The organism is Ruegeria sp. BC8 (genome assembly GCF_056535705.1).
This window is the reverse complement of sequence record NZ_JBQFIV010000001.1, coordinates 999,596-1,023,773: the sequence shown is the minus strand read 5'-3', so window position 1 is coordinate 1,023,773 and position 24,178 is coordinate 999,596. Positions and strand designations below refer to the sequence as shown.

General features: G+C 54.4%; 24 protein-coding genes and 1 pseudogene. 5 read left to right on the top strand and 20 right to left on the bottom strand.

The genetic code is table 11. The features are described from left to right. Positions 1-27: 27 nt before the first annotated feature. Entirely contained in the window at positions 28-783 is a 756-nt protein-coding gene (locus ACR3EK_RS05290; protein ID WP_480632852.1) for an N-acyl homoserine lactonase family protein, read from the bottom strand. 435 nt (positions 784-1,218) lie between these two features. On the opposite strand from ACR3EK_RS05290, the gene ACR3EK_RS05285 reads away from it, so the two are divergent. Further along, positions 1,219-1,470: a hypothetical protein gene (locus ACR3EK_RS05285; RefSeq protein ID WP_480632851.1), complete on the top strand. Its 252-nt coding sequence runs from the start codon at positions 1,219-1,221 to the stop codon at positions 1,468-1,470. 643 nt (positions 1,471-2,113) lie between these two features. Here ACR3EK_RS05285 and ACR3EK_RS05280 read toward each other — a convergent pair. Beyond that, complete coding sequence (locus ACR3EK_RS05280; protein ID WP_480632850.1) at positions 2,114-2,692, bottom strand: TetR/AcrR family transcriptional regulator; 579 nt, start codon at positions 2,690-2,692, stop codon at positions 2,114-2,116. 189 nt (positions 2,693-2,881) lie between these two features. On the opposite strand from ACR3EK_RS05280, the gene ACR3EK_RS05275 reads away from it, so the two are divergent. Then, the gene (locus ACR3EK_RS05275; RefSeq protein ID WP_480632849.1) at positions 2,882-4,276 is read left to right on the top strand and encodes an aminotransferase; all 1,395 of its coding nucleotides are present in this window, start codon (positions 2,882-2,884) and stop codon (positions 4,274-4,276) included. 63 nt (positions 4,277-4,339) lie between these two features. On the opposite strand, the gene ACR3EK_RS05270 is transcribed toward ACR3EK_RS05275, so the two are convergent. The 7 genes from ACR3EK_RS05270 to ACR3EK_RS05240 all read right to left on the bottom strand — a co-directional run bounded on the left by ACR3EK_RS05270 (position 4,340) and on the right by ACR3EK_RS05240 (position 13,145). Further along, positions 4,340-5,908, bottom strand: coding sequence for a trimethylamine methyltransferase family protein (locus ACR3EK_RS05270; protein WP_480632848.1), 1,569 nt, complete (start codon positions 5,906-5,908; stop codon positions 4,340-4,342). Between the two features lie 25 nt (positions 5,909-5,933). Then, a complete protein-coding gene (locus tag ACR3EK_RS05265; RefSeq protein WP_480632847.1) occupies positions 5,934-7,133 on the bottom strand; it encodes an aromatic ring-hydroxylating oxygenase subunit alpha in 1,200 nt (399 codons plus the stop codon). Between the two features lie 8 nt (positions 7,134-7,141). After that, positions 7,142-9,208 carry an oxidoreductase gene (locus ACR3EK_RS05260; RefSeq protein ID WP_480632846.1) on the bottom strand — a complete coding sequence of 689 codons (2,067 nt, stop codon included), beginning with the start codon at positions 9,206-9,208 and terminating at the stop codon, positions 7,142-7,144. Positions 9,209-9,302: 94 nt separating this feature from the next. Further along, the gene (locus ACR3EK_RS05255) at positions 9,303-10,358 is read right to left on the bottom strand and encodes an ABC transporter substrate-binding protein (RefSeq protein WP_170339920.1); all 1,056 of its coding nucleotides are present in this window, start codon (positions 10,356-10,358) and stop codon (positions 9,303-9,305) included. Continuing rightward, a complete protein-coding gene (locus tag ACR3EK_RS05250; RefSeq protein ID WP_480632845.1) occupies positions 10,355-11,470 on the bottom strand; it encodes an ABC transporter ATP-binding protein in 1,116 nt (371 codons plus the stop codon). Before ACR3EK_RS05250 ends, ACR3EK_RS05255 begins: the two co-directional genes overlap by 4 nt. A 20-nt stretch (positions 11,471-11,490) precedes the next feature. Next, positions 11,491-12,285: an ABC transporter permease gene (locus ACR3EK_RS05245; RefSeq protein ID WP_170339925.1), complete on the bottom strand. Its 795-nt coding sequence runs from the start codon at positions 12,283-12,285 to the stop codon at positions 11,491-11,493. Next, the gene (locus ACR3EK_RS05240) at positions 12,282-13,145 is read right to left on the bottom strand and encodes an ABC transporter permease (protein WP_170442154.1); all 864 of its coding nucleotides are present in this window, start codon (positions 13,143-13,145) and stop codon (positions 12,282-12,284) included. The genes ACR3EK_RS05245 and ACR3EK_RS05240 overlap by 4 nt, the downstream gene beginning before the upstream one ends. 191 nt (positions 13,146-13,336) lie before the next feature. Between ACR3EK_RS05240 and ACR3EK_RS05235 the strand changes: the two genes are divergently transcribed. After that, positions 13,337-13,978 carry a TetR family transcriptional regulator C-terminal domain-containing protein gene (locus ACR3EK_RS05235; RefSeq protein WP_480632844.1) on the top strand — a complete coding sequence of 214 codons (642 nt, stop codon included), beginning with the start codon at positions 13,337-13,339 and terminating at the stop codon, positions 13,976-13,978. A gap of 296 nt (positions 13,979-14,274) precedes the next feature. Here ACR3EK_RS05235 and ACR3EK_RS05230 read toward each other — a convergent pair. From ACR3EK_RS05230 to ACR3EK_RS05180, 11 genes and pseudogenes are all read right to left on the bottom strand, one after another. Continuing rightward, positions 14,275-14,526, bottom strand: a pseudogene (locus ACR3EK_RS05230) (IS6 family transposase); the annotation flags it as partial. 255 nt (positions 14,527-14,781) lie between these two features. Continuing rightward, the gene (locus ACR3EK_RS05225) at positions 14,782-15,912 is read right to left on the bottom strand and encodes a cytochrome-c peroxidase (RefSeq protein WP_480632843.1); all 1,131 of its coding nucleotides are present in this window, start codon (positions 15,910-15,912) and stop codon (positions 14,782-14,784) included. Continuing rightward, positions 15,909-16,286, bottom strand: coding sequence for a hypothetical protein (locus ACR3EK_RS05220; protein ID WP_480632842.1), 378 nt, complete (start codon positions 16,284-16,286; stop codon positions 15,909-15,911). The genes ACR3EK_RS05225 and ACR3EK_RS05220 overlap by 4 nt, the downstream gene beginning before the upstream one ends. After that, complete coding sequence (locus ACR3EK_RS05215; protein WP_480632841.1) at positions 16,283-17,089, bottom strand: amidohydrolase family protein; 807 nt, start codon at positions 17,087-17,089, stop codon at positions 16,283-16,285. The genes ACR3EK_RS05220 and ACR3EK_RS05215 overlap by 4 nt, the downstream gene beginning before the upstream one ends. A 21-nt stretch (positions 17,090-17,110) precedes the next feature. Next, the gene (locus ACR3EK_RS05210; RefSeq protein ID WP_480632840.1) at positions 17,111-17,977 is read right to left on the bottom strand and encodes a dioxygenase family protein; all 867 of its coding nucleotides are present in this window, start codon (positions 17,975-17,977) and stop codon (positions 17,111-17,113) included. A 10-nt stretch (positions 17,978-17,987) separates the two neighbouring features. Next, complete coding sequence (locus ACR3EK_RS05205) at positions 17,988-19,292, bottom strand: TRAP transporter large permease (RefSeq protein WP_170339327.1); 1,305 nt, start codon at positions 19,290-19,292, stop codon at positions 17,988-17,990. After that, positions 19,289-19,840, bottom strand: coding sequence for a TRAP transporter small permease subunit (locus tag ACR3EK_RS05200; RefSeq protein WP_480632839.1), 552 nt, complete (start codon positions 19,838-19,840; stop codon positions 19,289-19,291). Before ACR3EK_RS05200 ends, ACR3EK_RS05205 begins: the two co-directional genes overlap by 4 nt. Positions 19,841-19,870: 30 nt before the next feature. Then, the gene (locus ACR3EK_RS05195) at positions 19,871-20,944 is read right to left on the bottom strand and encodes a C4-dicarboxylate TRAP transporter substrate-binding protein (protein WP_170339331.1); all 1,074 of its coding nucleotides are present in this window, start codon (positions 20,942-20,944) and stop codon (positions 19,871-19,873) included. Between the two features lie 34 nt (positions 20,945-20,978). Further along, on the bottom strand, positions 20,979-21,434 hold the full coding sequence (locus ACR3EK_RS05190; RefSeq protein ID WP_480634005.1) for an OsmC family protein: 456 nt from the start codon (positions 21,432-21,434) through the stop codon (positions 20,979-20,981). Between the two features lie 18 nt (positions 21,435-21,452). Beyond that, the gene (locus ACR3EK_RS05185; RefSeq protein WP_480632838.1) at positions 21,453-22,118 is read right to left on the bottom strand and encodes a malonic semialdehyde reductase; all 666 of its coding nucleotides are present in this window, start codon (positions 22,116-22,118) and stop codon (positions 21,453-21,455) included. Next, complete coding sequence (locus ACR3EK_RS05180; protein WP_170585919.1) at positions 22,115-22,999, bottom strand: fumarylacetoacetate hydrolase family protein; 885 nt, start codon at positions 22,997-22,999, stop codon at positions 22,115-22,117. Before ACR3EK_RS05180 ends, ACR3EK_RS05185 begins: the two co-directional genes overlap by 4 nt. A gap of 84 nt (positions 23,000-23,083) precedes the next feature. On the opposite strand from ACR3EK_RS05180, the gene ACR3EK_RS05175 reads away from it, so the two are divergent. Further along, positions 23,084-23,470, top strand: coding sequence for a YciI family protein (locus ACR3EK_RS05175; protein WP_480632837.1), 387 nt, complete (start codon positions 23,084-23,086; stop codon positions 23,468-23,470). Positions 23,471-23,512: 42 nt separating this feature from the next. Continuing rightward, positions 23,513-24,178 (top strand): GntR family transcriptional regulator, encoded by a 666-nt coding sequence (locus ACR3EK_RS05170; protein WP_480632836.1) that lies wholly within the window; start codon positions 23,513-23,515, stop codon positions 24,176-24,178.

The window sequence follows — 24,178 nt, the reverse complement described above, 5'->3', positions numbered from 1 at the left end:
TCGGGAAAGGTGGACCACCGGTTGGGGTCAACGGTAGACCTCTGGTGCTTTCTTCAGAACTGGCCATTGATTTGGACAATGCCCATAGATCACAAAGGCGTTTCGCTCGGATGCTAGACGCATCAACCTGTCTGCGCTGGCAATCGCGGCTTCTTCGTCCCATGACCCTGCAAATTTCTCATCGATTTCTGACGGTCGGGATATCGCGTCACTGGTGAGCAAAACCGGACCCGAGGGAAGATCGACCATCAGGGCGATCTGGCCAGGTGCATGACCGGGTGCCGCCAATACCAGGATACCTGGTCCAATCTCTTCGTCGCCATCAACCAAGAGGTAATCCCGATCGGGCCACTCCAAAGGCCGCACACCGCCCCAATACAATGGACGAGGCAGAGCCCGCTCCACGGAAGAGATCAGTATCGGAGTGCTCGGAAAGTCGCCCAATGCCCCGATATGGTCGATATGGGTGTGGGTACAAATCTGCAACGTAATGTCTGATGGAATGAGACCGAGTTTTGCCAGTTGCGCGCGTGGCAGATTTTCCGGTTCACATTTTAGGACTTCGCCAAACTCGTACAAAAGATCTTCTTTGACCGCGGCTTCGGTATCGGTCGCATATTTTTCGGGCAACCCGGTGTCGATGAGTATGGCTTCTCCCAGATCCGTCCGGATCAGAAAGCCGCAGATCCCAATGATGCGACCCGTGGAATGAACCTTGAACAGCCCGTAGTCCAAAACTGCCAGGTCAATCGGCCGCCCTTTGACAAATCCCTCAGCTTGCACAAACTCTCTCCCTCATTGACTGCAAGGATTTTGAGTAGAGTGTGAAAGTCAAGGAGTCCGTCGTCACACTGCACACTATACTAGCTATCACTCAGCCCAGCAGTGCTACGGGTGAAGCTTGGAGCGAGATTGGCGGTTGAGATCGGAAAGAGGTCTTTTCTCTTAGTCAACCGACCAACAGTTAAACGTTTTGGTAGAAAATCACTGATATTTGGCCAATCTGCCGATTTTGGCTAGACTTAGAGAGTTCTCTCAACGCACAGAAAATTTGTCCGCATTCCCGACCTTGCCACTGTGCGCTCCGGAACGCTCTAACCATTGGGACTACACCGTTTAATCGCCAAGGAAGCCACCGGGAGAGTGCCAGGACACCCGAGACCAATGTCGGGAGTTATTTTTTGCCCAAGAGCACATTCGGGCCACCGTCTGTCAAACTTGATCAGCCGTGTTATACATGGCGTCAAGATACGAAAGGTGAAATTTGATGGACGCACCAGTTATCCAACTGATATTTATGCTAGCCTTGCTGGTTGGCGTGATCTGGCTTATATCCTGCCGATCACGATGGCGGGGCGGCGCAACCGATCCGGTTTGATCTGGTTCCTGATCGGTCTGGTTGGATCACCGCTTTTGGCCATCCTTTTACTACTGGCTTTGGGTGACGCACCCGAGCATCCAGCAACCTAGTTTTGTGAACGATACCGTCGGACACACAAAAAGGCTCCACCGGAGGGTTTCTGGACACCGGTGAGCCGAAACGGCCTTCTCAGCATGTAGGGAGGCCTTGAATTGAGTCACGACACTTTCGGAAGAGAAGAAAAGTACTCCTTCCCACTCTCGACGGCCGTGTAGTGCAATCCTACGGATGACCGATCTGTTTGAAGAATCCTAGAACTTTGTCCGTGACCCGGTCATAGCGGCAGTTCTGACGAACGTCCGACACCGTTAGGAGCAGCCAATGAGGTTGGTGCCAGTTTGGCGGTCCTGCCCCCAACCATGAGACTTCTTGCTACATATGCCGACGCTGATGTCGTTGTTGTGAAAACGGTCATATCCGACGGGATTGAAGATGCCGGCGCAGCTCATACTATCATCTGGGGATTTTTACTGACATTGTTATTGGATTCTTGCTGATCGCGCGCGGCCGCGGGTTGGAAGCTTCGGCTAGTTCGCTGATCATCGGCGCGCTGCTATTTGGTGTTTTGCATTGCTTATGTGCGTCTTATGGGCCCAACCAATGACTAATGACTTGCGGCGATTCATTCACGAGACACGGACGGATTAGGGATTGACCTCGGTAGGTTCCTATTTTCAAAAGCCACCTTCATCCTTAGATCTTTTGGTTGCTAAAGTGTTTTGGAAACATCGATTGCAGTACAAACAGGCAGATCCTCAAAGCCTCCGAAGGTTTGAAGATCTCTGAGTGCAAGTGGTAGTCGGTCCAGAGCCCTTCCAGCAAAGCAACCAATGCGTCTGTTGCAAGATTGGCGTCTACGTCATCGTACTGGCCTTCAACCTTTATTTGCTCCAACAGCTCCAGTATCGCCGCCCTGAAACCTTTGTCTCGCGAGTCGATGAAAGGAAATACCTTCGGGTTCGAGAGCGCTTCGGCCCGGAAGGAAAACCAAATTGCGACGTCCCGTGCATTTAGGACCAAGGGATCGAAGTCTGCCTTAATGAAAGAGATTAACTTGTCTGCCGGGCCCAACTCGGGATTGGCTGCGATGACCTTCCACTGCTCCGCGTAGCGGACTGACAATTCCTCAGCCACCGCAAGCAGAAGCTTTTCTTTGGAGCCAAAGTGTAGGTTTACCATCCCTTGCGACAGTCCTGACAACTCTTGGATTCTCGCCGAGGTCGTGCCGCGAATTCCGTACTTGTAGATGGCCTCTGCAGCCGCTTGGATCAACTGCTTTCGGTTCTGCAGCTTACCCAGATCACGGGCATTGGTTGGGATATCAGGCTCGAGAGTAATCTTGTTTGTCCTCCGCTGGGTGGTCGCCCTTTGTCTTCTCGCATTTAGCAGAGCGAAAGTTCAAGAATTGACATTGAATAAATGTTTGTTCATTTTGTGATTTCCATTTCATCGAGACGCTGCATGACCCTTTCCAACTCTGACTTTCGGTCCATTCGCGAGTGGGATAACAAACATTTCCTGCACCCGTGGGAGGGAATGTCATGTTTGGGCCAAAACGCACGCACCTTTGCAGAAAGCGGTCTGGGCGTTCACGTCTTCACTGAGGACGGAAAGCGCCTAATAGACGGCCCTGCTGGCATGTGGTGTATGCAATTGGGCTATGGAAACACTGAAATTGCCGATGCCATGGCCCAGCAGGCGAAAGAGATGGCGTATTTTTCGCCCTTCAACAATGCCAACTCAGCCCCCGCCCGGTTGGCGCATGAGATCGCCAAGCGGACGCCGGGCGACCTGAACCATGTGTTCTTCACGACAGGTGGCTCAACCGCCGTGGATTCCGCTCTTCGGTTTGTGCAGTTTCGCAACAACCTTCTGGGCAAGCCTGAAAAGAAGATCGTGATATCGCGGCAGAAAGCCTATCACGGATCGACCTACCTGGCGGCCTCAGTGTCCGGAAAAGAGCGAGACAAAGGTTGGCTGGACCAGGCAAGTCACCTGACGCGCTTCCTGCCGAATGTGAATCCTTATACGCGTCGCCCCGAGCAGACAGTCGACGACTTTCTGGACGAAAAAATAGCGGATCTGGAAAACATGATCCTGCAGACCGGAGCAGACAAGGTCGCAGCTTTCATCGCTGAACCGATCTTGTGCTCTGGAGGTGTCATCGTACCTCCACCGGGATATCATCTGCGCTGTCTGGAAATCTGCCGAAAGTACGATGTCCTGTATATCTCGGACGAGGTTGTGACTGGGTTCGGACGGCTTGGGCATTGGTTTGCGTCCGAAGCCGTCTTCGGTATTCAGCCGGATATCATCACCTGCGCTAAGGGAATGACTTCAGGGTATGTGCCGATGGGGGCCTGCATCATTTCTGATCGGCTGATAGCAGAAATAAGCGGCGAACACGCCCAGGACGCTACCTTTTCTAATGGCTTCACCTATTCGGGCCACCCAGTAAGCGCGGCGGCCGGTTTGAAGACGATCGAAATCATGGAGCGTGACGGCGTTCTTGAGCATGTCCGCGCGATCACGCCGCTGTTCGCAGAACGCCTTCAGGCCCTAGCTGAATTGCCGCTCGTCGGTGATGCCCGCGGTATGGGGCTGGTTGGATGTGTTGAGTGTGTTGCGGACGCCAAAGCCGATAACTTGCTGGATCTTGATAAATCAGTTGGCGCATTGATCGATCATCATTGTCAGGAGAACGGACTGATCCTGCGGCCAATCATCAATATGTGTGTGTTTTCTCCGCCGTTGATCATTTCGGAAGACGAGTTGAACCAGATGTTCGACATCCTTGAAAAGGGCATCCGGCTGGCGACCGAGGACCTGACGCGCCAGAATGCGTTGAGAACTTAGGAATGGCTTCGGGGTGGCCTCGCAACCTTGCAAGTGGCGAGCCCCTACCGCGACCTGCTACGCTCACCCAGCCCGCATTTCTTCAGGCGGCAACTTGATCGGAAACTTGGATCGAACCTCTTCATCAGCCTTGCTGCCAAAGTAGTTCGGGTAGTGATTGGATAGGATATCGTTCACAACCGACCTGCTCCGCTCGAACATATCCTGACGGCCTGCCTTCTCCCAAGTGTCGGTAAGCTCCCGATCCATCAAGGTTGGGTAGACATACTCGGTCTCCATGTATTGCAAGGTCTGCGCATTACCAAGGAAATGACCGGGATCTATTGCGCATTCATGGATGACGTCGACCGAAAGCGTATCGTCACTCACCTCGATCCCGCGCAGTGTTCGAGAGATCATGCCCGCTGCCTCGTTGTCGATCACCATTGACTCAAAGCTACAGCCCATCAGGCTGCCGAGCATTCCACCAAACTCGCACAACCGGTTTGCTCCCGCATGGGCCGCCAAAGCGAAGGTAAGCGCTTTTTCCAGCCCATATTGCGCATCGGGGATTTTGGAATCCGTCATTCCACATCCGACGCTGGTTGGTAGGTTGTAGAAGTTGCCCATCTGAATAGCAGCGGCTGAAATCAAAGCCTGCTCGCCACTTCCGCCAGTAAACGATCCAGTGCGCAGATCAGTAATGAACGGCCAAGCCGCAAAGACGACAGGTGTTCCTGGGTTGATCAGGTTGGCAACGGCCACGCAGGAAAGGGTCTCGGCCACCGCCTGCGCCAGCGTGCCGGCCAATGGCGCTGGTGACGTGGCTCCGGCTTGTGGCGGAACGGCAAGGTCGCAGACAAGGCCCATTTTTGCAGTATCAATCAGGATTTCCAGGTTTTCCCGCCCGAACCGAAGCGGTGAAACGATAGGACAGCCTCCAAAAATCACCGAGGGCTTTTCAAGGAACTTTCCCTCCCCGCCCGATGCCAGATCGAACATATGAATGGCGTCTTTTATGTGTTCGCGCGTGCGGAATGTCAGGCAGGACGGTTTCTCGCTTCCCGCCAGAATGGCGTATAGCATGCTCATGTCATGCTCGTAGTCCTGCGGGACATCCGTTGCCAGAACCGTATCACCGGTCATGTGAATGTTGTCGAGCCGGTCTACAAGTCGGGTGAAATCGTAGATATCCTTGAGCGTTGATGGTCGGTAACTGCGCGTTTCCGCGTCAAACGTTGTCACCGCCGTACCGGAATTTGCGTAATACACCTTGTCCTTGGTGCAGTGCATATCGTCCTTTCCAGCCCGAGATCCGCGTGCATGGACATAGAATTCGCTTGCGGTCTTGGCCAACAGGTCTTCCATCAAGGCCCGAGGAAAGCATAGCCTGCCGTGCTCGTTCACCGTCGCCCCTTTGGGCAGCACGAGATCAAGAACTTCCTGTGTTGGATCACCGACGCCCGTACGCTCCAGAATACTCAGGGCGGCTTCATGAATGCGCGCAATGTCAGCGTCTGAAAGGGGCTTGTATCTTCCTCCGGCAATCCCCGGCCAGATTGCCTGCGAAGCGACATTGCTGGTTCGCACGGCAGCACGTGCCTCACGCCCGCCCCCGCGCCGTCTTGATCTGCGCTTCGTTAACTCTGTCATGGTGTTTCTCCGAATTCTGAGCCTGTCAGATCATGCTGAAGTAGTTGCGATAGAAACCAGGAATGCTCCACTCCATCTCGGACAGTGGTCCCGGCACGAAATGGTGGGAGTTCACGCCTTCCTGATTGTGACGGATGATCCGCTCATCATCGAGCGACGTGACATGCCAGAGCCATGTCAACGCGTCCTTGTCGTAGTCACGACCCTCTTGAGCATCGCCGCGCACATACCAGACGATCTGAATATCTGTTTCCTGCAGGGCGCGCGGAACGAACCGGTAGCCAACCATGTGATCTGCATAAACGAGGAAGTAGTTCAAAGTCCCGATCCCCAGATCGGTGGCACCGCCGTCGTGACCCTTTAGCTCTCCAAGAGCGGGAGCCAAAGGCGTACCATCCTTGCTGCCCGTCAAATACCCGGGAAACAGCGGGTAGCGCCGCCAATAGACATCTGCACCCGGCGCGAACGCGTTTTCTCCGGTCAGGTCCAATTCCTCCAAGGGAACTCCGACTTCGTCCATCCGCTCGTGAAGAGCGCCACTGAACTCAAGAACTTGAGCAGGATCTTTCAACGAGTGACTGCGCGAATAGTCCTGATGAGACGGGGCGCAGTGATAGCACTCCAGATAGTTTTCCAAGGCCAGTTTCCAGTTCGCGGGAACCGGATACGAGGCTTCATGAGCGACCTTCAGATTTTCAAAGTCAAACGGCTTTGAAAGTGGGGCGAGTCGCTCCAACGCGGCATCCAGAGGTGGTGCATTCGCGGCTGCACAGGCGAATATCAGACCTTGGTATATCTTCACCTGAACCGGGAACAACCCATACTGGCCCGGATCAAAACCCGATCCCATTGATCGACCGTTCCGCAGTTTGCCGTTCAAGTCGAAAGTCCACGCGTGATACGGACATATGAAGTTGCGGGCTTTGCCTTTCCGTTCGATGCAAACCCGCGATCCACGATGGCGGCATACGTTCAGATGCCCGCGCACTTCGCCTTCACGATCCCGAACGATGATGATGGACTCGGGCCCATAGTCGAACAGGAAATAATCACCCGGTTCAGGGACCTGGCTAACATGGCCGACCCAGATCCAGTTTCGGTTCCAGAACGCACTGATATCGTTCTCGTATACGGCTTGAGACGTGTAGAAGTGACGAGGCAAGGCGAACCCTTCACGTTGCGAGCCCATCAAGTCGCGCATAACTTGCAAATCATCTTTTGGCATGGCGCACCTCAAACAAATTCAAGGGAAACGAGTTCCCGACGGAAAAATTCGCGGTCAATTTCGCCCGCCTCGCGCTCGAAATTCCGAGCAGCCATGTGGCCCGAATATACTGCGTCCGCGATCAAGCCGGGGTTTGCTGCATCCCCGATCAATTCCAACGTAGTCAGCGGGTTGCTGGCCAAGCTGCGCAGCTCATCGTAGAGGTTGGTTTCGCGCGCGCGCTGCGTCACCAACACAACTGAACCACAGTCTTTGGTCTGTTCTCGCCCCGTGTACGCACATCGCACGGTCGCCTGCCCCGGCGCCACGTTGTCCAATGTATGAGACAGGACCAGTTGAACGCCGCCCTCCAGAAGACTGCGTTGTACTCGAGTTTGTTCCAGCGTTAGTTCAGTAAACGGCGAAACCATTGAAGCCGGGGTTACAAAGACGACCTCATGTCCAGCCCGAGCCAGATGATCCGCCAATACACCACCGAGATATGCCTGTTCATCATCGTAGACCAAAACCGGACCGCTCCCCGGCAGTGTCCCTGACATGATGTCATCCGGCGTAAATACCTGAGCGCCGGCGCTTATTGATACGCCGTGAAATCCAGATTTCCCGCGCCCGTCTCGTCGCCATTTTGCGCCAGTTGCGACAAAGACGTTCGGAATACCCAGCTCGACAACCTCGGTTGCTGACAACAGGCTGTCGGTGAACAGTTGAACGTTACCTCTTTGCCTAAGGTCATAAATCCTGTGATCTGTGACGCGGGTCCAAGCGGACAGCCCGGTCAGACCAGACTCCTGCAAGACACGGCCGCCAAGCTCTTGCTTGGCTTCCGCCAGAGTTACCTCGTATCCCCGCCGCGCCAATTGCATGGCGCATTCAAGTCCGGCTGGTCCGCTGCCCACAACGAGCGCAGTTTTCTCTTTCCCCCGACGCTCAATGAACTCTGGATGCCATTTCCGCCGCCACTCTTCGCCCATGGTCGGGTTTTGTGTGCAGCGTATGGGGACACCGAGAGAGTCGGATGAAACACAGATATTGCAACCGATGCACTCACGGATTTCTTCGATGCGACCTTCCTTGATTTTGTTGGGCAGAAACGGATCAGCGATGGATGGCCTCGCCGCGCCGATAAAATCAAGAATGCCTTTCCTGACCAGTGACGCCATCAAATCCGGCGACGTAAGACGCCCGACGCCAACAACAGGTTTGGAAGTCACCTGTTTCACGAATTCGATATATGAGGTTTGAAAGCCGTCGCGGGGCTCGAACCGGGTAGTTGCAGAGTCGTTGCTCCAATCTGCCACGTTAACATCCCAAAGGTCAGGAAGCTCGGCCAGCAACTCGACTACAGCACGGCCTTCTTCCTGCGCTTGCATGCCGTCTGCCCCGAGCATTTCGTCAACCGCAAATCGCAGGGCAATGGCGCAATCGTCTCCAACCTCTTCCTTGGTTTCTTCAAGAAGCTCGCGGGTTAGCCGCACCCGGTTCTCCAGTGAACCTCCATACTCATCCGTTCGATCATTGAACTGTGGCAGCAGGAAATGATGAGGCAAGGTCATGTGATGCCCGGCATATACATACACGATGTCGAACCCGGCTTCGCGCGAACGGCGAGCCGCTGCGCGATGCCACTTGCGAAATTCGCGAATGTCCGCCCTATCCATCGCCCTGGCTTGCTTGGGATAAGCAGTTTGCAAGGCAAGTTCTGAAGGCGCCAGCAAAGGGGCCCGGCTCAGATGATTTTGCGCGTGGTGACCGTTATGCGCCAATTCAATAGCCGCCAAAGACCCCTTTCCATGCACCGCCTCGGTCATCAGGCGCAGCGCCGGGATATCCTGCTCATCCCAAAGTCGGTTTTCGGCAAACGGGGACAGGTCAGAAGTCGGGTGAATTTCCGTCTCCTGGTTGGAGACGACGGCCCAACCACCCTCGGCCTTCATTGCCCGCATGGCAGCCTCGGCCTGCGGTCGCAAGTGCCCCATGCCGTTGCAGTGGGGCACTTGGTAGAACCGGTTTCGAGCCGTCACTGGCCCAATTTGAACCGGTTCAAAGAGTACAGAATATCCGTCAGCGCCTGACATTGCCGCGCTTCCTCCAAGAAAATCGGAAATAGTTTCGTGGGAATGGAAGGGTTTCTACATCCCCACCATTCCCGGCTGTGTTGTAAGAGCGCCCTCAGAAGCCCGCTTTAATGCGCTCGAATTCCTTCAACATCTTGGCCTCCAATTCGGGGTTAACGGCGTCGAAGAACAAGCTGCCTTCAAAGAAGCTGTCCACATCCGAGAACCCGTAAGTTTCGATCAACTCCGGGTCTGCCTGCGCAAAAGCGTCTTCATTGGCGTGGGCGTACCCCCAACTTTCAATGATGTACTTCCCACTTGCCGCGGAGCTGAGCGCGTTCAGCATGTCATAGACCTGCTCATCCGACTGCTTCGCAGATTTCAGATGTACATAACCGCAGACCCAGGTCGCGATGCCTTTGTCCACATCACGCATCATGACCGCTGGGGTTTCGTTCCAGATCAGGTTCAGTTCCGATTGGTTCCATCCCCAACCCAGCGTGACCTCACCGCTGGCAATTGCCTGATCCAGTTGGCCGGCATCGGACCAATAAAACCGCACGTTCGGATGAACCGCGCGCAGATAGTCCGCCGCTTTTTGGAATTCCTCGTCACTCATATCGGTATAGCTGGACGCTCCAGTCGCCAAGGCTGCCATTGCAAAGGCACTGGAAGCGGCGTCCGGAATGGCGACTTTGCCCTGATAGGCGGGATCTGCAAGCAATTGCAGCGAAACATCATCCGCCGAAATCATATCGGTGCGATAGATCAGGCCGGTGTTGCCCCACTCAAACGGCACCATGTAGGTCTGCCCATCGATCGTGATGCCATCGACCTCTTTGATCTTGGGCATCAACTTGTCCCAATTCTCCAGCTTGCTGGTGTCGATTGGCTTGATCAAATCTGCCGCCACCCATTTCCTCAGAGCATCTGTGCAGGGGTGAGCCAAATCGGCCTCAAACCCGGACTGAAGCTTGGTGAACGCTTCTTCCACGCTGCCAAAATAGGTGTAGCTGGGCGCCCCACCGTACTTTTCGACATAATCGCCGTAGAAACCCTGATCCTCATATCCGGACCAGTCAAAAACGGTCAGGTCAGCGGCGTTCGCCAGAGCTTGGCCCGCGGTAAAGGTGGCAACTACTGCTGCCGTAAGTGATGCTGTTTTAATCATTGTTCTCCTCCCAAAGATTCACGTTTACCCAAGTCAATCACCGAGGCGCTTTGAACGCCAAGCCAGACGGTATCGCCGCGCGTGTGATCGACCGTGTGAAAGTAGTTTGGTACTGCGACGGAAATGCTGTCTTTCAGACCATCGACGCGCACATAGTAGTGGACACTCTCGCCATAAAAGGCGACGTCCGAGACCTCGCCCTGAACAAGAGCATCATAGCCATCCGGTTTTTCCGAGCTGATTTCCAGTTGCTCAGGTCGAACCCCGACAAGAAGTTCCTTGTCATGCACCTGGACGTTGGGGTTCACCCCGATTTCCATCTTCCCAAAGCCCTTGACGTTGACTTCAAGCGTTTCAGACTTCTCCGAAGTCACTTCGGCATCCAGAAAGTTCATTCCACCGATGAAAGAAGCCACTTCCCGGTTGCAGGGTTGGGAATACAGGACCTCTGGCTTATCCACCTGCTTGAGCTGCCCGGCGAACATGACGCCGATGCGGTCGGACATGGTCATCGCCTCGTACTGGTCATGCGTGACCATGACGAAAGTAATTCCAAGCTTCTGTTGAAGGCGTCGCATCTCCAACTGCATCGCTTCGCGCAGATTTTTGTCCAACGCAGACAACGGTTCATCCAAGAGCAATACCTTGGGCCGCATAACGAGTGCCCGGGCGAGTGCCACACGTTGCCGCTGACCTCCCGACAATTCGTTGGCTTTTCGGTCCTGCAGGCCGCCAAGCTCGACCATCTCAAGCGCCTCGGCAACACGCTCTTTGATTTCCCTCCGAGACAGCTTTGTTTTGCGTAATCCGAAGCCAACATTGTCGCCGACGTTCAAATGCGGAAAGATCGCATAGCTTTGGAACACCATATTTGTAGGGCGCTTGTTGGCAGGCACCTCTCCCATCGTCCGACCATCGATCCGGATCTCGCCTTCTTCGTGATCCTGAAAACCCGCGATGATACGCAAAGCCGTTGTCTTGCCGCAGCCTGAAGGGCCAAGCAACGAAAAGAACTCACCTTCTTTCAAGGTCAGGTTCAGATCAGACACAGCCACAAAGGAACCAAAGCGTTTTTCTACGCCCCGAATTTCGATGATGTTCTGTTCGCTCATCTTACTTGTTTCCTTTGGCTTCAATCTGAGGACTGGATGGAACGGCGGCGGAAATATTCGGCAATCAACAGCAGCAGGACCGATGACAGTAATAGCAGTGACCCCAGTGCCAACGTGTTGGGCAGCTTTGCCGGGAAGCGGATTTGGCTCCAGATATACACCGGCAGTGTTGGGCTGTTTCCGGATAGGAAAAAGGCCAGGACGAACTCGTCAAACGACACTGTAAAGGTGACCAACAGGCTAGCAATGATTCCCGGCGCGACGATTGGCAGGGTAACACGTCGAAACGTCCCAACAACGCTTTCACCAAGATCGAACGCGGCCTCCTCCAGGGACTGGTCGAAGTCGTCGAACGCAGACTTCATGATCGACACGGAAAAGGGCAGCGCCACAAACACATGCCCAAGGATCACGGTGGTCAGCGATGGTTTCAGCCCGATGCTGATGAACAGAACCAGCATTGAACTGGCAACGATGATGCCGGGAATGACCAGTGGAAGCATGACCAGTCCCTCGGACAACTCACGCCCCGTGAAGCGATAGCGGACATAGGCGCGAGCTGCAAAGAGACCCAGAGAAGTTGCCATCACGGCGGTCACGCTGCCGACGATCAGCGAATTCACCATGGCTTGCAACAGCGTGTCTTGCTGACCCAACTGCGCGTACCATTTCAACGTGAAACCTTTGAGCGGGAACGCCACGATGGTTCCGTCATTGAACGAAAACAGCGGCAACAGCAAAACCGGCAGATAGAGAAACACCAGGTAGGCAATCGCGTAAACCAGCAACCATGAGATGCGAAATACCCTGGTCATCTGATCCTCCGACCCAATGCGGTGACGATCACCACGAACAGGATCGCAACGCAGCCGACCGAAAGCATGGCGAGAAGAGACAGGGTTGCACCCAACGGCCAATTATTGGCGGCGCCAAACTGCACCTGGATCAAGTTCGCGACCATTTTTCCCTGAGATCCACCGACCAAGGCCGGAGTGACGTAATCGCCGACGGTTGGGATGAAAATGATCAGGCAGGCCGCGATGATCCCCGGCACCGTCAGGGGCAGTGTCACACGTACAAAGCGCTCCAACTTACTGCAGCCAAGGTCTGTTGCGGCCTCCAAAAGGCTGCGGTCAATCTTTTGCAGCGATACATAGATCGGCAGGATGGCAAACGGTGCCCAGGCGTGGGCGAGCGTAAGGACCACAGCAAACTCATTGTAGAGCAGGAATGTCAGTGGTTCTTGTATCAAACCCAATGAAATCAGTGCCGAGTTCAACACCCCGTTGAAACCAAGAATGAGTTTCCAACTGAACACGCGCAGAAGGTAGCTGCTCCAAAAAGGAATAGTGATCAACAACAGCCAGAGGGTCTTTTTTTGCGTACGAAAAGCAATGAAGTAGGCAATCGGATAGGCCAGACAAACCGTTGCCAAGGTCACCGCACCCGCAATTGCAACCGAACGGATCATTAGGTGTCGAACCAAGGGGTCAGTAAACGCCTCTTGGTAATTCGCCCAAGTCAATGTCCGGTCAATCTGGACATATGTCTGGGTCCAAAAACTGTAGGCGACAAGAATACAGAGCGGTACGGCTACAAGCAGCCCCACGTAGAGCGTCGCAGGCGCGCTAAGTGCCAGGCCCTTGCCCGTCTCACTTCGTAGTACTCCTGCCATGCTTCCCTGCTGAATTTCGATTTCGATGCTGTGACAACAGTCGATCACAAAATGGACAATCGTCCATTTAAATCTGGGATTTTTGCACTAGTTGTGTCAACTGATTATTTCGACATAGAGGCTGGCCAACGTCGCATCGGCCACTAGACGCCACCGCAAGAGACTGAAAACAAATAGAGCCGCCTAATCATATGACCGGAAGACGACAAGAAATACGCGAACGAAATCGCCTTTCTCTGATAGAGGCCGTACTCGACTCGGTGGCAGAGAAAGGGATTTCCGAGACCTCAGTCAGCGAGATCATCCAACGCGCCAATCTGTCCCGCGGCATGATTCATCTTCATTTTGGTGGGAAAGACAACTTGGTCGACGAAGCCGCCCGCTATTCATCCGAACAATACTACAACGGCCTTTATGACTTGTTGGAAGCGACCGGGCAAACCGGACAGGAACATATTGAGATGATTGTTCGGGGTGACTTGAGTGAAACCATTCTCAACAAGAAAAACGTCTCCATTTGGTACGCATTTCGAGGCGAGGCCCGAAACAGAGCAGCAATCGCTGCGTTTTCAGATACCCGCGACGCCAAGCTTCGGAACTTGGTTTTCAACGCTTTCGCTCGAATTGCAAAAGAAACTGGCACGGAACACCCTAACCAAGTTGCCAGGGACGCCACACACGGCACACTCGCAATGCTCGAAGGCATGTGGACTGATTACCTACTCCACCCGGATTCATTTGACCGCGACGAAGCAATGAGAATTGTTTTCCGGTTTCTGCGCGCATTGTTCCCAATGCACTTTGACCTGAATGGCGCAGTGTTGTCTGAGTAGAGATCGCGAAAGGTTTCCTGTCTGGCCATTGTCCAGATGGACGATCCTATCTTTCAGTCAACATGATGGAAGCAGAGAGATGAATGGACCGCGGCGGATTTAGGTGAACTTTGCACGCTTCGGAAAAGCGGCCTCAGTCTGCATATCGCGCTTTCTCTGATCGAGGAAGAGCGGCACAGCGCACGGTACTACCCACAGAAATCCGTGGCAAGAAAACAGTGGCGAAAGTCGGGAATGGGTGGCGGTGCTGTCAGACGAAGTCGAACCAGTCTCAGTTTACCGCGGGAACCACGAACCTATCCGGAACAAAGCTGACTCCACTGGCAAAGACCGGCGAGGCGGATCAGCCTGAAGGTGCTTGGGCTGGTTAGCGATCTTTCCTAGTTGAAGTGGTCAAATACAGAGGATTTGAAGACGGCGAATTTCTGTAGATTTCGCATGTGTTTGAAACGCTGTAACGCGAGGTCGAGTCGTAGAAACGGCAGGTGGGAGTTCTCGAGGCGGTCATTGAGCCACCTGCCCGTTTGCCGTTTGTTAAAAGCGCCCAACCCAATTGCCTTAGTGCAGCCTTTTAGCATGCGAAGCGACCAGTGACGAAAGTTTTTGTGGGCAGGCGCTGGAGCAAGACGATATTTTACTCGGGAACGGCCCGACCAAAGTAGGCAACAAGGGGTTCGGCCTAGATCATTCGGACCACTGCAACGACCTTGTTTTGTTGGCCACACTCTCTGACGTGGAAAGGGGGTTAGCAAAATGCGACGTGCCGCATAACTCAGGCGGCACTTTGGCTGAATTGGAGTATCTCAAGGCCATGCAACGCCGGACAAAGTCTCCAAAAGCATAATGAGATCAGCGATCTCCTGCTCGGACAAGCTCAGTTCTGAGAGCATGGCCTCACCGTCGGCATGCAGCCTTTCGGTATCAAGCTCGCTGTAGTGCCGGACCACCGCATCCAAGTCGATCAGACTGCCGTCGTGCATGTAGGGCGGAGTTTCAGCCACACCTCGCAGGCTTGGCGTACGAAAGGTCCCAAAATCAGAATGACGCCTACGCACACTGCGAACCGCCCATGCACCTTGCTTGGCGGGATCGTCGTTCCATTCCCCGTCCAGTGTGTAGACGCTTGAAAACAGGAAGTTCAACCCGCCGAACCGTCCTTCATCGACTTCGGTTTCGCTTAGGAAGTAAGGCACACCGGCGTCGTGAAATTCATTGTTGGAAAATGCCGGGCCATTGTGGCAAAGGGCACATTTCCCGCGCCCCAGAAAGAGCTTTAGACCTCTCTGAGCAGCTTCGGGATAGTTCGCAGCCGCCAACAGATCTCCGCGTTCCAGCGCATCGCGGAAACTGTCAAATTGTGTCCGCTCGGTTCTAAGCGTCTCCAAATAGGCTGATAGAGACTTGGCAGTGTTGACCAGCACCAACTCCGGGTCTTGATTTCGGATATTGCCAAAAATGGACTCAAAATCAGCAGCATAAGAACTCTCGGAAATTGCCGCCTTTAGACTTTCGCTGCTATGAGCCATCTCTTGTTCTTCGATGATCGGATGCAGACTTGCTGCCCAGAGACTATCGCTCTTGCCGCCCCAACCGTACCAGCGCAGACCCGCAAGGTTTCTCAGGGATGGGGTGTTCCGATCCAACCTGACACGGCCGAGCGCCCGCGCCTCGGATGTTGCAAATGCCTGTTCGGGGTCGTGACAACTCGCGCAAGAAAAAGCGCCGTCTACCGACAGCACCGGATCGTTGAACAAAGCCGCGCCGAGCGAAATAGCTCTTGAGTCACCTGAAACGCGATTACTGGGGTCTGGCTGGTATGTTGGCGGCCACGGCCCGAAGGAAAGCGTTTGCTGTATTTCATCTTCGGACAATAGAATTTCTGAGTGTACAGTAGCCGGAAGCGTCATTAGCGCGGTTAAAGCCCAGAACTTCATTTGAGCGGAATCTCTGACGTGTAGGACAACGATCGCCCTCCAATATCAACGTCAGCCTGCAGTTCCCAAAGTCCCGGCATGTGAAACAGCAAATCATCGACCCGGAACTTTCCGTCGCCCAATGGCGAAACTTCGGGAGCGTAGTTCAACCCGTGCTGATGAGCGGGCATGATTGCATCAACATGCATCTCATGTGCTGTTGCTTCACCGCAGACTGAAATCAGAACGGAAAACGGTTGGGCCAACGGAATTTCGATGACATCCAAATAAACCTCAGGCGCATCTGGGGCTTCCGACCCCATGCGTTGCCCCACAGCGTCACAAGCAATTGCTGCGCCAGGTGAAGCAAGAAGCCATACAACCCAACGGATCATTCTGATGCCAGCAAACGTTCAGCGTTGGCATAGGCGATGTTGTCTGCGATCCGATCCGGCAGCAGATCCAGCCATTCACGCGAAAAATCTGCGTGGGGGCCAACATAGTACCAACGTTCCGGCGCAAATGTGTCCGTACCGACCATGAACCGATCGGGATGCGCCTCGAACGCGGCCTTCCAATCCGGGTCTAATCGGCCGCGTGAAACCATATCCGACCGAAAAGCCAAGTCCGCCCAAAGTCTGGGATAGGTATCCAACGCGTCAGACACACTGGCCGGGTCATCAAAGCCAGAATGCGCCCACAAAACCCGCGCCTCTGGCCAAGTTTCGAAGATTAGGTCAACTGCCTCTCGATCACCGTGGTGGTGTAAAATGAGGTTCCGCTCTTTGGCCAGTGCAATCATACGCTGGATGACCGGCGTTTTGATATCGTCGCCGTAAGCGTGAAACTCGCCGATAGCTTCGTAGTCGTTTTTGGCCAGGTTTTCTTCCAGATAGTCAATTACAGTTTCATCGTGCATCCAGGTGTTGATTTCGCCGCGACGACGGTACGGGCGCAACGCTGGAACGACGATGTCCGGTGCCGCGGCCAACAACAGCTGAGTGCCATTGTCGTCTGAGCTGGAAACTAGCGCTTTCCGCACGCCCGCATCCCGAAGGATTTTAGCCACCTGTTCTGGTGGCACCAGTTCGACGGCGTCGTGGCTGTAATGAATATGCGCGTCGAAGATGGGGCGCTCTTGTGCGATGGCGGCACTGCAAAACAGCGCAGTGCCCAAAATGAAGATACGTTTCAGCACCTCAAGCCTCCTATCTGTCAATCAGTCCTTGGCAAGCGTCACGTCGAAATTCACATGCAAGAAAGGTTCAGTGATCTTACCAGAAAGTTCCATGCCATCAGGAAATTCAGAAGCTGGGCGTTCAACATAGGTCATCACTAGATCGTCGCGCACGCCAAACACCGTGTCTTCATCCAGATAGGGATCATCGTCGGGAAATATCTCGGTCACCAAAGTACGATAACCGGGAGCTTTGACGATGTAATGCAGGTGCGACGGTCGCCAGGGATGGCGACCACAGGCTCGCAGAATGTCTCCGACTGGCCCATCAGATGGCACCGTGTATTCGACTGGTTTGACTGTGGTGAAAGCGTAACGGCCATCTGAGCCGACCGTCATCAAGCCATGAAAAGAGTAGATATCCTGTTCCTCATCCTGACTGGCGTAGAGCCCGTTTGGCGCTGTTTGCCAGATGTCGAGCTCGGCACCCGCAATCGGATTGCCCCTTGTATCCCGGATCACGCCTTCGGCCAGCAGAACCGGCCCGCCGTAGTGACGTTTCATATCGCCACCGATCGGCAGCGGGGGTGCGCCAGAGACGTGAAACGGCCCCAACACAGACGAACTGGTCGCGTCAGGGCTGGAATGCAGCATGTCAACCAATGACGACAGGCCCAACACGTCCGAGGCGAGCACAAATTCATGCCTATCCTCGGTTTCCACCGCGGCGCAGCCTTCCAGAAACGCAATCCCGGCCCGCCACTCGTTATGCGTCAGGTTGGTTTCCCGGGCGAAATCGTGCAGGTGTTTAACCAGGGAGCCCATGATTTCGCGCATCCGTGGATCGGAGTCTTTGGACAGGTACCCCATGAAGACGTCAGTGATATTGTCTTTGGTGACAGAGCGCATCTTGGCCTCCTTAAATCAGGGCAAGGCTGAGGATCGGGAACTCGATCAGAATGAACAGAACGATCAGCATTACGAACGCAAATGGAAGTGCGCCCATGAACACGTCTTTGAGTGATATGCGGTCATCGTTGATCGTGGATTTGATAACGAAGCAGGATATGCCCAAAGGCGGTGTCAAAAGCCCGATTTCGGCTCCGACCACGGTGATAATGCCGAACCAGATCAGCGACATATCCAGCGCCTCGGCCATGGGCAGGAACAACGGAACAACGATTAGAATGATCGACGCCGTGTCGAGCAATGTTCCCAGAAACAGCATCAACAGAACATAGAGCAGCATGATCGACCAAAAGGACGCGGAATTCCCCGCGAGCAGATCCTGCAACTGATTTGGCAACCCCGCCAGTCCCAGCATTCGGCTATATATTGAAGCCGCCGTAATCAGGAACAGGATCGCCGCCGTGATGTGCCCGGTTTCCAGCAACGCGTCCCAGAAAGCGCGTGGAGACATCGATTTGCGGGCAACCGCGATGATTAGCGCAACGAAAGCTCCGGCGGCCCCTGCTTCTACTGCCGTCAACCAACCCGTGTAGATACCACCAAGCACGATGGTAATGATGAACAGTGTCGGCAGTGTCTTGGAGGCGATCTCGCGTCCTGACATCCACTCGGTGTCTTCAACAACACGACCACCGACGAAAGCTGGGGTGAAGCGCCCCATGACCCAAATCGCGCCGACATAAGCGATTGCCAGCATAATCCCCGGAATTACCCCCGCCAGGAACATGTCCCCAACGGATTGTTCGGCGACGAAGGAATAGATGATCAACATTGCCGACGGCGGGATGATCATCCCCAGGACCGAAGACCCGGCTACAACCCCAACCGCAAAGCGCGGGTTATAAGCCTGCGCCATCATTTGCGGGACCGAGACTTTGGTGAACACTGATGCGGACGCAATGGACGACCCGGTAACGGCCGCAAACACGGCATTTGCTCCAACGGTCGCCATTCCGATACCGCCTTTGACCTTGCGAAATCGCATGGTCATGACCTCGTAAATATCCCTGCCTAGTCCCGCTTTTGAAACGATGAGCCCCATAAAGGTAAACAGCGGGATGGTCGCAAAACTATACTCCATCGCGCTATCGCCAACCGCCACTTTCAACAGGTTGAGCGCAAGCGTGAAGTTGTCCCGCATCAGCCAGATCGACACGAACGAGACCACGCCCAGAGCGATAGGAATGTAAACGCCCGCGTAAATCAGAAAGACGATGGCGATGACCGAGATCAGGCCAATCTCGATCGGAGTCATTTTGCGGCCTCGTCATGCTCTGGGGTGCGGACAAGTTGTGGGCGGTCCTGCGCCGTGACGACCTTGAGCAGGAAGATCACGCAGGCAAGCGCAGTACCGCACGCGATGACCAGTTTGACCGGCCACCAAGGCAATGTGAAAAGACCGGGCACTCCGAAGTAGTCCTGTGTCTCCCACATATGAAAAAATTCTGGGAAGGTTACATAGGCGATCAGGGCCATGAAGATTGCCGAAATGGCGTTGATGATGCGCCTCAGGTTGGCTGTCAGACCGGGGCGACGATGGTGTAGCAGGTTCAAAAACCCGTCCGAGCGCGTCAATCGATCCACTCTGACAACGTCGGCCAGCTGCAGGAACACGATCATCACGACCGAGAATTGCACCATCTCGTAGGTTCCGCGCAGTGGGGCCGAAAAAAGGCCCCGCGCAATGACGTCAACATTCAGAATGACCACCAACGCCAGGACGACAAGCGTACCCAATGCGTTGGCGGCGATAGCAACCGAATTGGCGACCCGCGACAGGACGGTTACTGCGGTCTTCAGCATGTCTGGCCCCTTTCTCGGGTCGCCGAACGATTATTCGGCCGTCCAGTCCCGCACACCAGTGAAACCAGCATCCTGAAGCTTGCCGAGATAAGCGGCCAGCATATCTGTGCCCTGCTCGCCGTTCTCATTCAGCGTTGCAGCCCATTCCTGCGCAACATTGGGCATCGCATTTGCCCACGCAGCGCGGTCTTCGTCCGAGATTTCAATGATCGATCCGCCAGCTTCTACAAATGCATCTCGCGACGCAGCGGCTCGATCCATTGCAATACCTGCCACGTGGTCACGGTAGTCGATAGCCACGGCCTGTAGTACTTCTTTGACCTCATCGGGCAGACTCGCCCAGTAGTCGGCATTGACGGTGACTGTTTTTGTATTTACCGCACCAAGGTCTGCCTTCAACATGTAAGGGGCCACTTCGACGATTTTGAACGTCTTGGAAGCTTCCGGCCAAATCATTACGCAATCGACAAGGCCGGTTTGAACCATGTTGTAGAAATCAGTGAGGCCTCCGCGTACGCCCGCCGCGTCCTTGATACCCTCGAGATAGCGCAAGTTCAGGCCGGCACCCGCGATCTTGCGTCCTTCAAGATCTGCAACTTTCTCGACCGGCTCTGAGCAGAAAATCTGATATGTGTCGAGCACAACGCCCGTCGCCAGATAAACTTGGTTCTGCGCGGCAAACTCATTTTGCATCGCCGGGAACTCACGCGCGATTTCATCCACGGCTTTGGCCACAGCACGGGCGTCGGATGCAACGAAGGGCGTCGACCCCGAGATACCCTGACTAGGAAGCTTTGAAGAATGGAAGATCGTTGTGACGATCCCGATATCTCCAAGGCCGAGCTGGACACCTTCCAAAACACCCTTCGGCTTGACGATCGAACCGCCATAGTTCTCTTGCCAGCTCATCTTGTAGTTACCGGACTCAGCCAGCCGCTTGTCCACTTCTGGAATGAAGAAATTGGTGAATTCCTTCACCCAAAGGGCCCGATCTGGGTACCCATCAATCACAACGGCTGAAATGGTCTCTTCCGCCTTGGCAGGCATCGCCATGACGCTTGCCACAGCAGCCGCAACAAGGCTGCGTTTGGTCCAGTTTTTCATTTCTCTCCTCCCAGAAAGTCGGGTCTGTTGACTTTTAGCTGCTTGTTTTGACCCAGTTGACGGTCAGGTCAGTGCCTGCCGCTTCGAACAGCTTTGCGATGGCACAGTATTTGGCCGTTTCCTCACCCACGCGTGTCAGCTCCTCCTGACTGGCGGGCGTTTCACAATTCACAGTGAGTTCAATTTCCGGAAACGGAACATCGATCTCTTCTTCCATTAGGACACCACGGCGATCCAACCTGCATTTCGCGTCTATCGTCACTGTGCCAAGATCAACTCCCAAACGGTGCGCATTCTTGTGCCCGATGACGTTGGTGCAGGCGATCAGCGCTGCCATTGCGGTTTCGGTCGGAGACGGGCCAAGATTTGTTCCGCCCCGTTCGACCGGTTCGTCTACGACAACATCTAAATCACGAATGGGAATCTCGGTCCGCGCGTGCGTCGGGCATTGAGCTGTCGTGCGGTACGTGACGACAGGTTTCAATTTCATGGCCACTGGGTCACCTCCTCATGCATAAGAGCAAACCTTTTCGAATGGGAAGCGAGGCAGCTTGTGAAACAGTCCCGTTTCATCTGCGTAGCCCAGATTGCACAAAAAGTTCGACTTGAGCGTTGTTCCTGCAAAGAACTCCTCGTCGACGATCTTGTTCGAAAAGCCTGACATCGCACCGACATCCAACCCTACCGCTCGGGCGGCGATCATGAAGTAAGCGCCCTGAAGCGTTCCATTGCGAAACGCTGTATCGGCTACATATTCGGGATTGTTCTCAAACAATGGCCGTCGGTCTTCGTGCGGGAAAAGAAAAGGCAATTCCTTCCAGAAGTCCATGTCATAGGCAATGATCGCCGTGACCGGCGCATCCATCATTTTTGGAACGTTCTTTGGCTTCAACGACTTGGCAAGCCGCTCTTTTCCTTCGGCACTTTTCACGAAAACGAAGCGGGCGGGCAGCGTATTCATGCTGGTCGCACCGTTGATCGTGATGTCGTAAATCTCTTTGAGCAGATCGTCAGAAACCGGCTGGTCGGTCCACGCATAGTGAGACCTGGACTCGCGAAGGATCAAGGCAATTGCATCGTCGGACAAACGCGGAATGCGCTCGCGCAGATCACGATGATCTTGCTGCGCCTTGGCGCGAAGTGCTTCCAGCTCTGCCCCGGTTGGTGCGGTCATGCTGCGGCCACCTTGGACTTGGCGTCTTTTTCGTCAATGACTGGGCTGGCGCAAATTCCAATGCCTTCAATCTCGACCTCAACGGTTTCGCCGGGCTTCAACCAACGGGGATTGGGCTTTTTGGCGTGTCCCACACCAGGCGGCGTGCCCAGCGCAATCAGATCCCCCGGCTCCAAAGTGGTATATTCCGAAATCGTCGCAATTACCTGCTGGACCCCCCAGATCATGTTGGCCGTATTCGAGCTTTGCAGGATTTCATCGCCCACACGGCTTTCGATCTTCAGACCTGATGCCCCTTCCGGCAACTCATCCGGCGTCACGGTGAAAGGACCGACCGCGCCCGTGTCATCAAAGTTTTTGCCGGGCGTCCACTGAACGGTTTTGCGCTGATAGTCCCGCAGCGAACCATCGTTGAATACAGTGTAGCCAAAGACATAATCCAGCGCGTCCTGCTCCGAGATATGGCGGCCGCGTTTTCCAACGATCAGCATTAGTTCGGCTTCGTAGTCGAGTTTTTCCGAACACGCAGGCCGCACCATAGGCTGGCCTGCCGCCATGATCGAATTCTTACCGCGCATGAACAGCGTTGGATATTCGGGGATGTCGTAGCCGCCCTCTTTGATGTGATCCGTATAGTTCAAACCCATACAAATGATCGTGCCGGGTGACGCCACGGGCAACGCCGGTGTGACTGAGGATAACGGCACACTATCTGCCGAGGTGATTTTTTCAGCCAGCGAGTCGGCCAGGCCAGGCTTGCTGATCAAACCCATCAAGTCGGAACCGACGGCAGGGTCCAAAGCCGTTAGATTCACTGCGTTTTCACCGTTCACGGCAAAAACCGCTGTGCCTTCCGAAGTCTCTCCCACCAGGTATTTCATTGTCACCTTCCATGTTAGCTTGCTTGATTTTTGCCGACTATTTTGCCATATGTCAAATAATATCGATATTTTTGGAGGCCGCGAATGGTTGCTTGGGCAGACTACAAATCAGAAGCAAAAAGCCGCGGTGCGCTTGCTTTGGAGCTTTACGTCGCACTGAGCACGCCAGCCAAAGCGCCCGAAGACGTAAAGGCTTCACTGCCGGATCACCTGGCGTATCAGGCGAAGCTTGAACATTCAGGGCAGCTGGCTTTTGCAGGTCCCATGTCGGATGAAACCGGCGAGCATATGCAGGGCATTGGCCTCATCATCTATAGGGCCGACAGTCTCGAAGCCGCCCGAAAGCTGGCAGAAGATGACCCGATGCACAAAAGCGGTGCACGCAGCTTTGTACTTCGGCGATGGCTGATAAACGAGGGCTCGCTGAACATCTCAATCGGGCTATCGACTGGAAGGAGCACGCTCAGCTAAGAGCTCCCAGCAGACTGTACCACGTAGAAGGGAATGCCAGACATGGATGCCATGCTTGATACCGAGGTGAAAGAGACATCCGCCACTCATGGTGCGTATCGAAAGCTGCGCGAAATGATCCTGACTGGCGAGCTGCCGCCCGGCCAAAAGCTCAAGATCGAACAGCTCCGTGGGCTCCTTGAGACCGGCGCAAGCCCGGTTCGCGAAGCTCTAAGCCTTTTGACATCGGATATGTTGGTGGAACGAATTGACCAGCGCGGATTCAGGGCTGCACCAGTAAGCAAATGCAACTTCGAGGAAATCCTTATGTTGCGATGCGGTCTTGAAGAAACCGCGTTGCGCAAGTCCGTCGCCAATGCAGACTCAGCCTGGGAAGACAGGCTTGTTTTGCGGCACCACCATATGAAAAAGGCGAGCCAAAAAGGGGAACACGACTTTGAAGACGCACACAAGGCGTTTCACATGGCCTTGTTGGACAATGCGAGGCTTCCTTTACTCTTGCGGTATTGCTCGCAGCTCTACGACCTGAACATCCGCTATCGATATCTGGCGGCTGGCGGGTCGAGTTACAAAAAGCGCGATATCAACGCAGAGCATCAGGAAATACTGGACGCAGCACTGGATCGCGATGCAGATAGCGCAACGCGGCATTTGATCGATCATTACCGTCGAACCGGTGAGTATCTGAGCAGTCAGATGGAGTCGTGA

Excerpts from the sequence above, each read along its gene's own strand:
- ACR3EK_RS05275 (WP_480632849.1), top strand. The coding sequence starts at position 2,882 with ATGACCCTTTCCAACTCTGACTTTCGGTCCATTCGCGAGTGGGATAAC.
- ACR3EK_RS05270 (WP_480632848.1), bottom strand. The coding sequence starts at position 5,908 with ATGACAGAGTTAACGAAGCGCAGATCAAGACGGCGCGGGGGCGGGCGT.
- ACR3EK_RS05265 (WP_480632847.1), bottom strand. The coding sequence starts at position 7,133 with ATGCCAAAAGATGATTTGCAAGTTATGCGCGACTTGATGGGCTCGCAA.
- ACR3EK_RS05260 (WP_480632846.1), bottom strand. The coding sequence starts at position 9,208 with ATGTCAGGCGCTGACGGATATTCTGTACTCTTTGAACCGGTTCAAATT.
- ACR3EK_RS05255 (WP_170339920.1), bottom strand. The coding sequence starts at position 10,358 with ATGATTAAAACAGCATCACTTACGGCAGCAGTAGTTGCCACCTTTACC.
- ACR3EK_RS05250 (WP_480632845.1), bottom strand. The coding sequence starts at position 11,470 with ATGAGCGAACAGAACATCATCGAAATTCGGGGCGTAGAAAAACGCTTT.
- ACR3EK_RS05245 (WP_170339925.1), bottom strand. The coding sequence starts at position 12,285 with ATGACCAGGGTATTTCGCATCTCATGGTTGCTGGTTTACGCGATTGCC.
- ACR3EK_RS05240 (WP_170442154.1), bottom strand. The coding sequence starts at position 13,145 with ATGGCAGGAGTACTACGAAGTGAGACGGGCAAGGGCCTGGCACTTAGC.
- ACR3EK_RS05235 (WP_480632844.1), top strand. The coding sequence starts at position 13,337 with ATGACCGGAAGACGACAAGAAATACGCGAACGAAATCGCCTTTCTCTG.
- ACR3EK_RS05225 (WP_480632843.1), bottom strand. The coding sequence starts at position 15,912 with ATGAAGTTCTGGGCTTTAACCGCGCTAATGACGCTTCCGGCTACTGTA.
- ACR3EK_RS05220 (WP_480632842.1), bottom strand. The coding sequence starts at position 16,286 with ATGATCCGTTGGGTTGTATGGCTTCTTGCTTCACCTGGCGCAGCAATT.
- ACR3EK_RS05210 (WP_480632840.1), bottom strand. The coding sequence starts at position 17,977 with ATGCGCTCTGTCACCAAAGACAATATCACTGACGTCTTCATGGGGTAC.
- ACR3EK_RS05205 (WP_170339327.1), bottom strand. The coding sequence starts at position 19,292 with ATGACTCCGATCGAGATTGGCCTGATCTCGGTCATCGCCATCGTCTTT.
- ACR3EK_RS05200 (WP_480632839.1), bottom strand. The coding sequence starts at position 19,840 with ATGCTGAAGACCGCAGTAACCGTCCTGTCGCGGGTCGCCAATTCGGTT.
- ACR3EK_RS05195 (WP_170339331.1), bottom strand. The coding sequence starts at position 20,944 with ATGAAAAACTGGACCAAACGCAGCCTTGTTGCGGCTGCTGTGGCAAGC.
- ACR3EK_RS05190 (WP_480634005.1), bottom strand. The coding sequence starts at position 21,434 with ATGAAATTGAAACCTGTCGTCACGTACCGCACGACAGCTCAATGCCCG.
- ACR3EK_RS05185 (WP_480632838.1), bottom strand. The coding sequence starts at position 22,118 with ATGACCGCACCAACCGGGGCAGAGCTGGAAGCACTTCGCGCCAAGGCG.
- ACR3EK_RS05180 (WP_170585919.1), bottom strand. The coding sequence starts at position 22,999 with ATGAAATACCTGGTGGGAGAGACTTCGGAAGGCACAGCGGTTTTTGCC.
- ACR3EK_RS05175 (WP_480632837.1), top strand. The coding sequence starts at position 23,084 with ATGGTTGCTTGGGCAGACTACAAATCAGAAGCAAAAAGCCGCGGTGCG.
- ACR3EK_RS05170 (WP_480632836.1), top strand. The coding sequence starts at position 23,513 with ATGGATGCCATGCTTGATACCGAGGTGAAAGAGACATCCGCCACTCAT.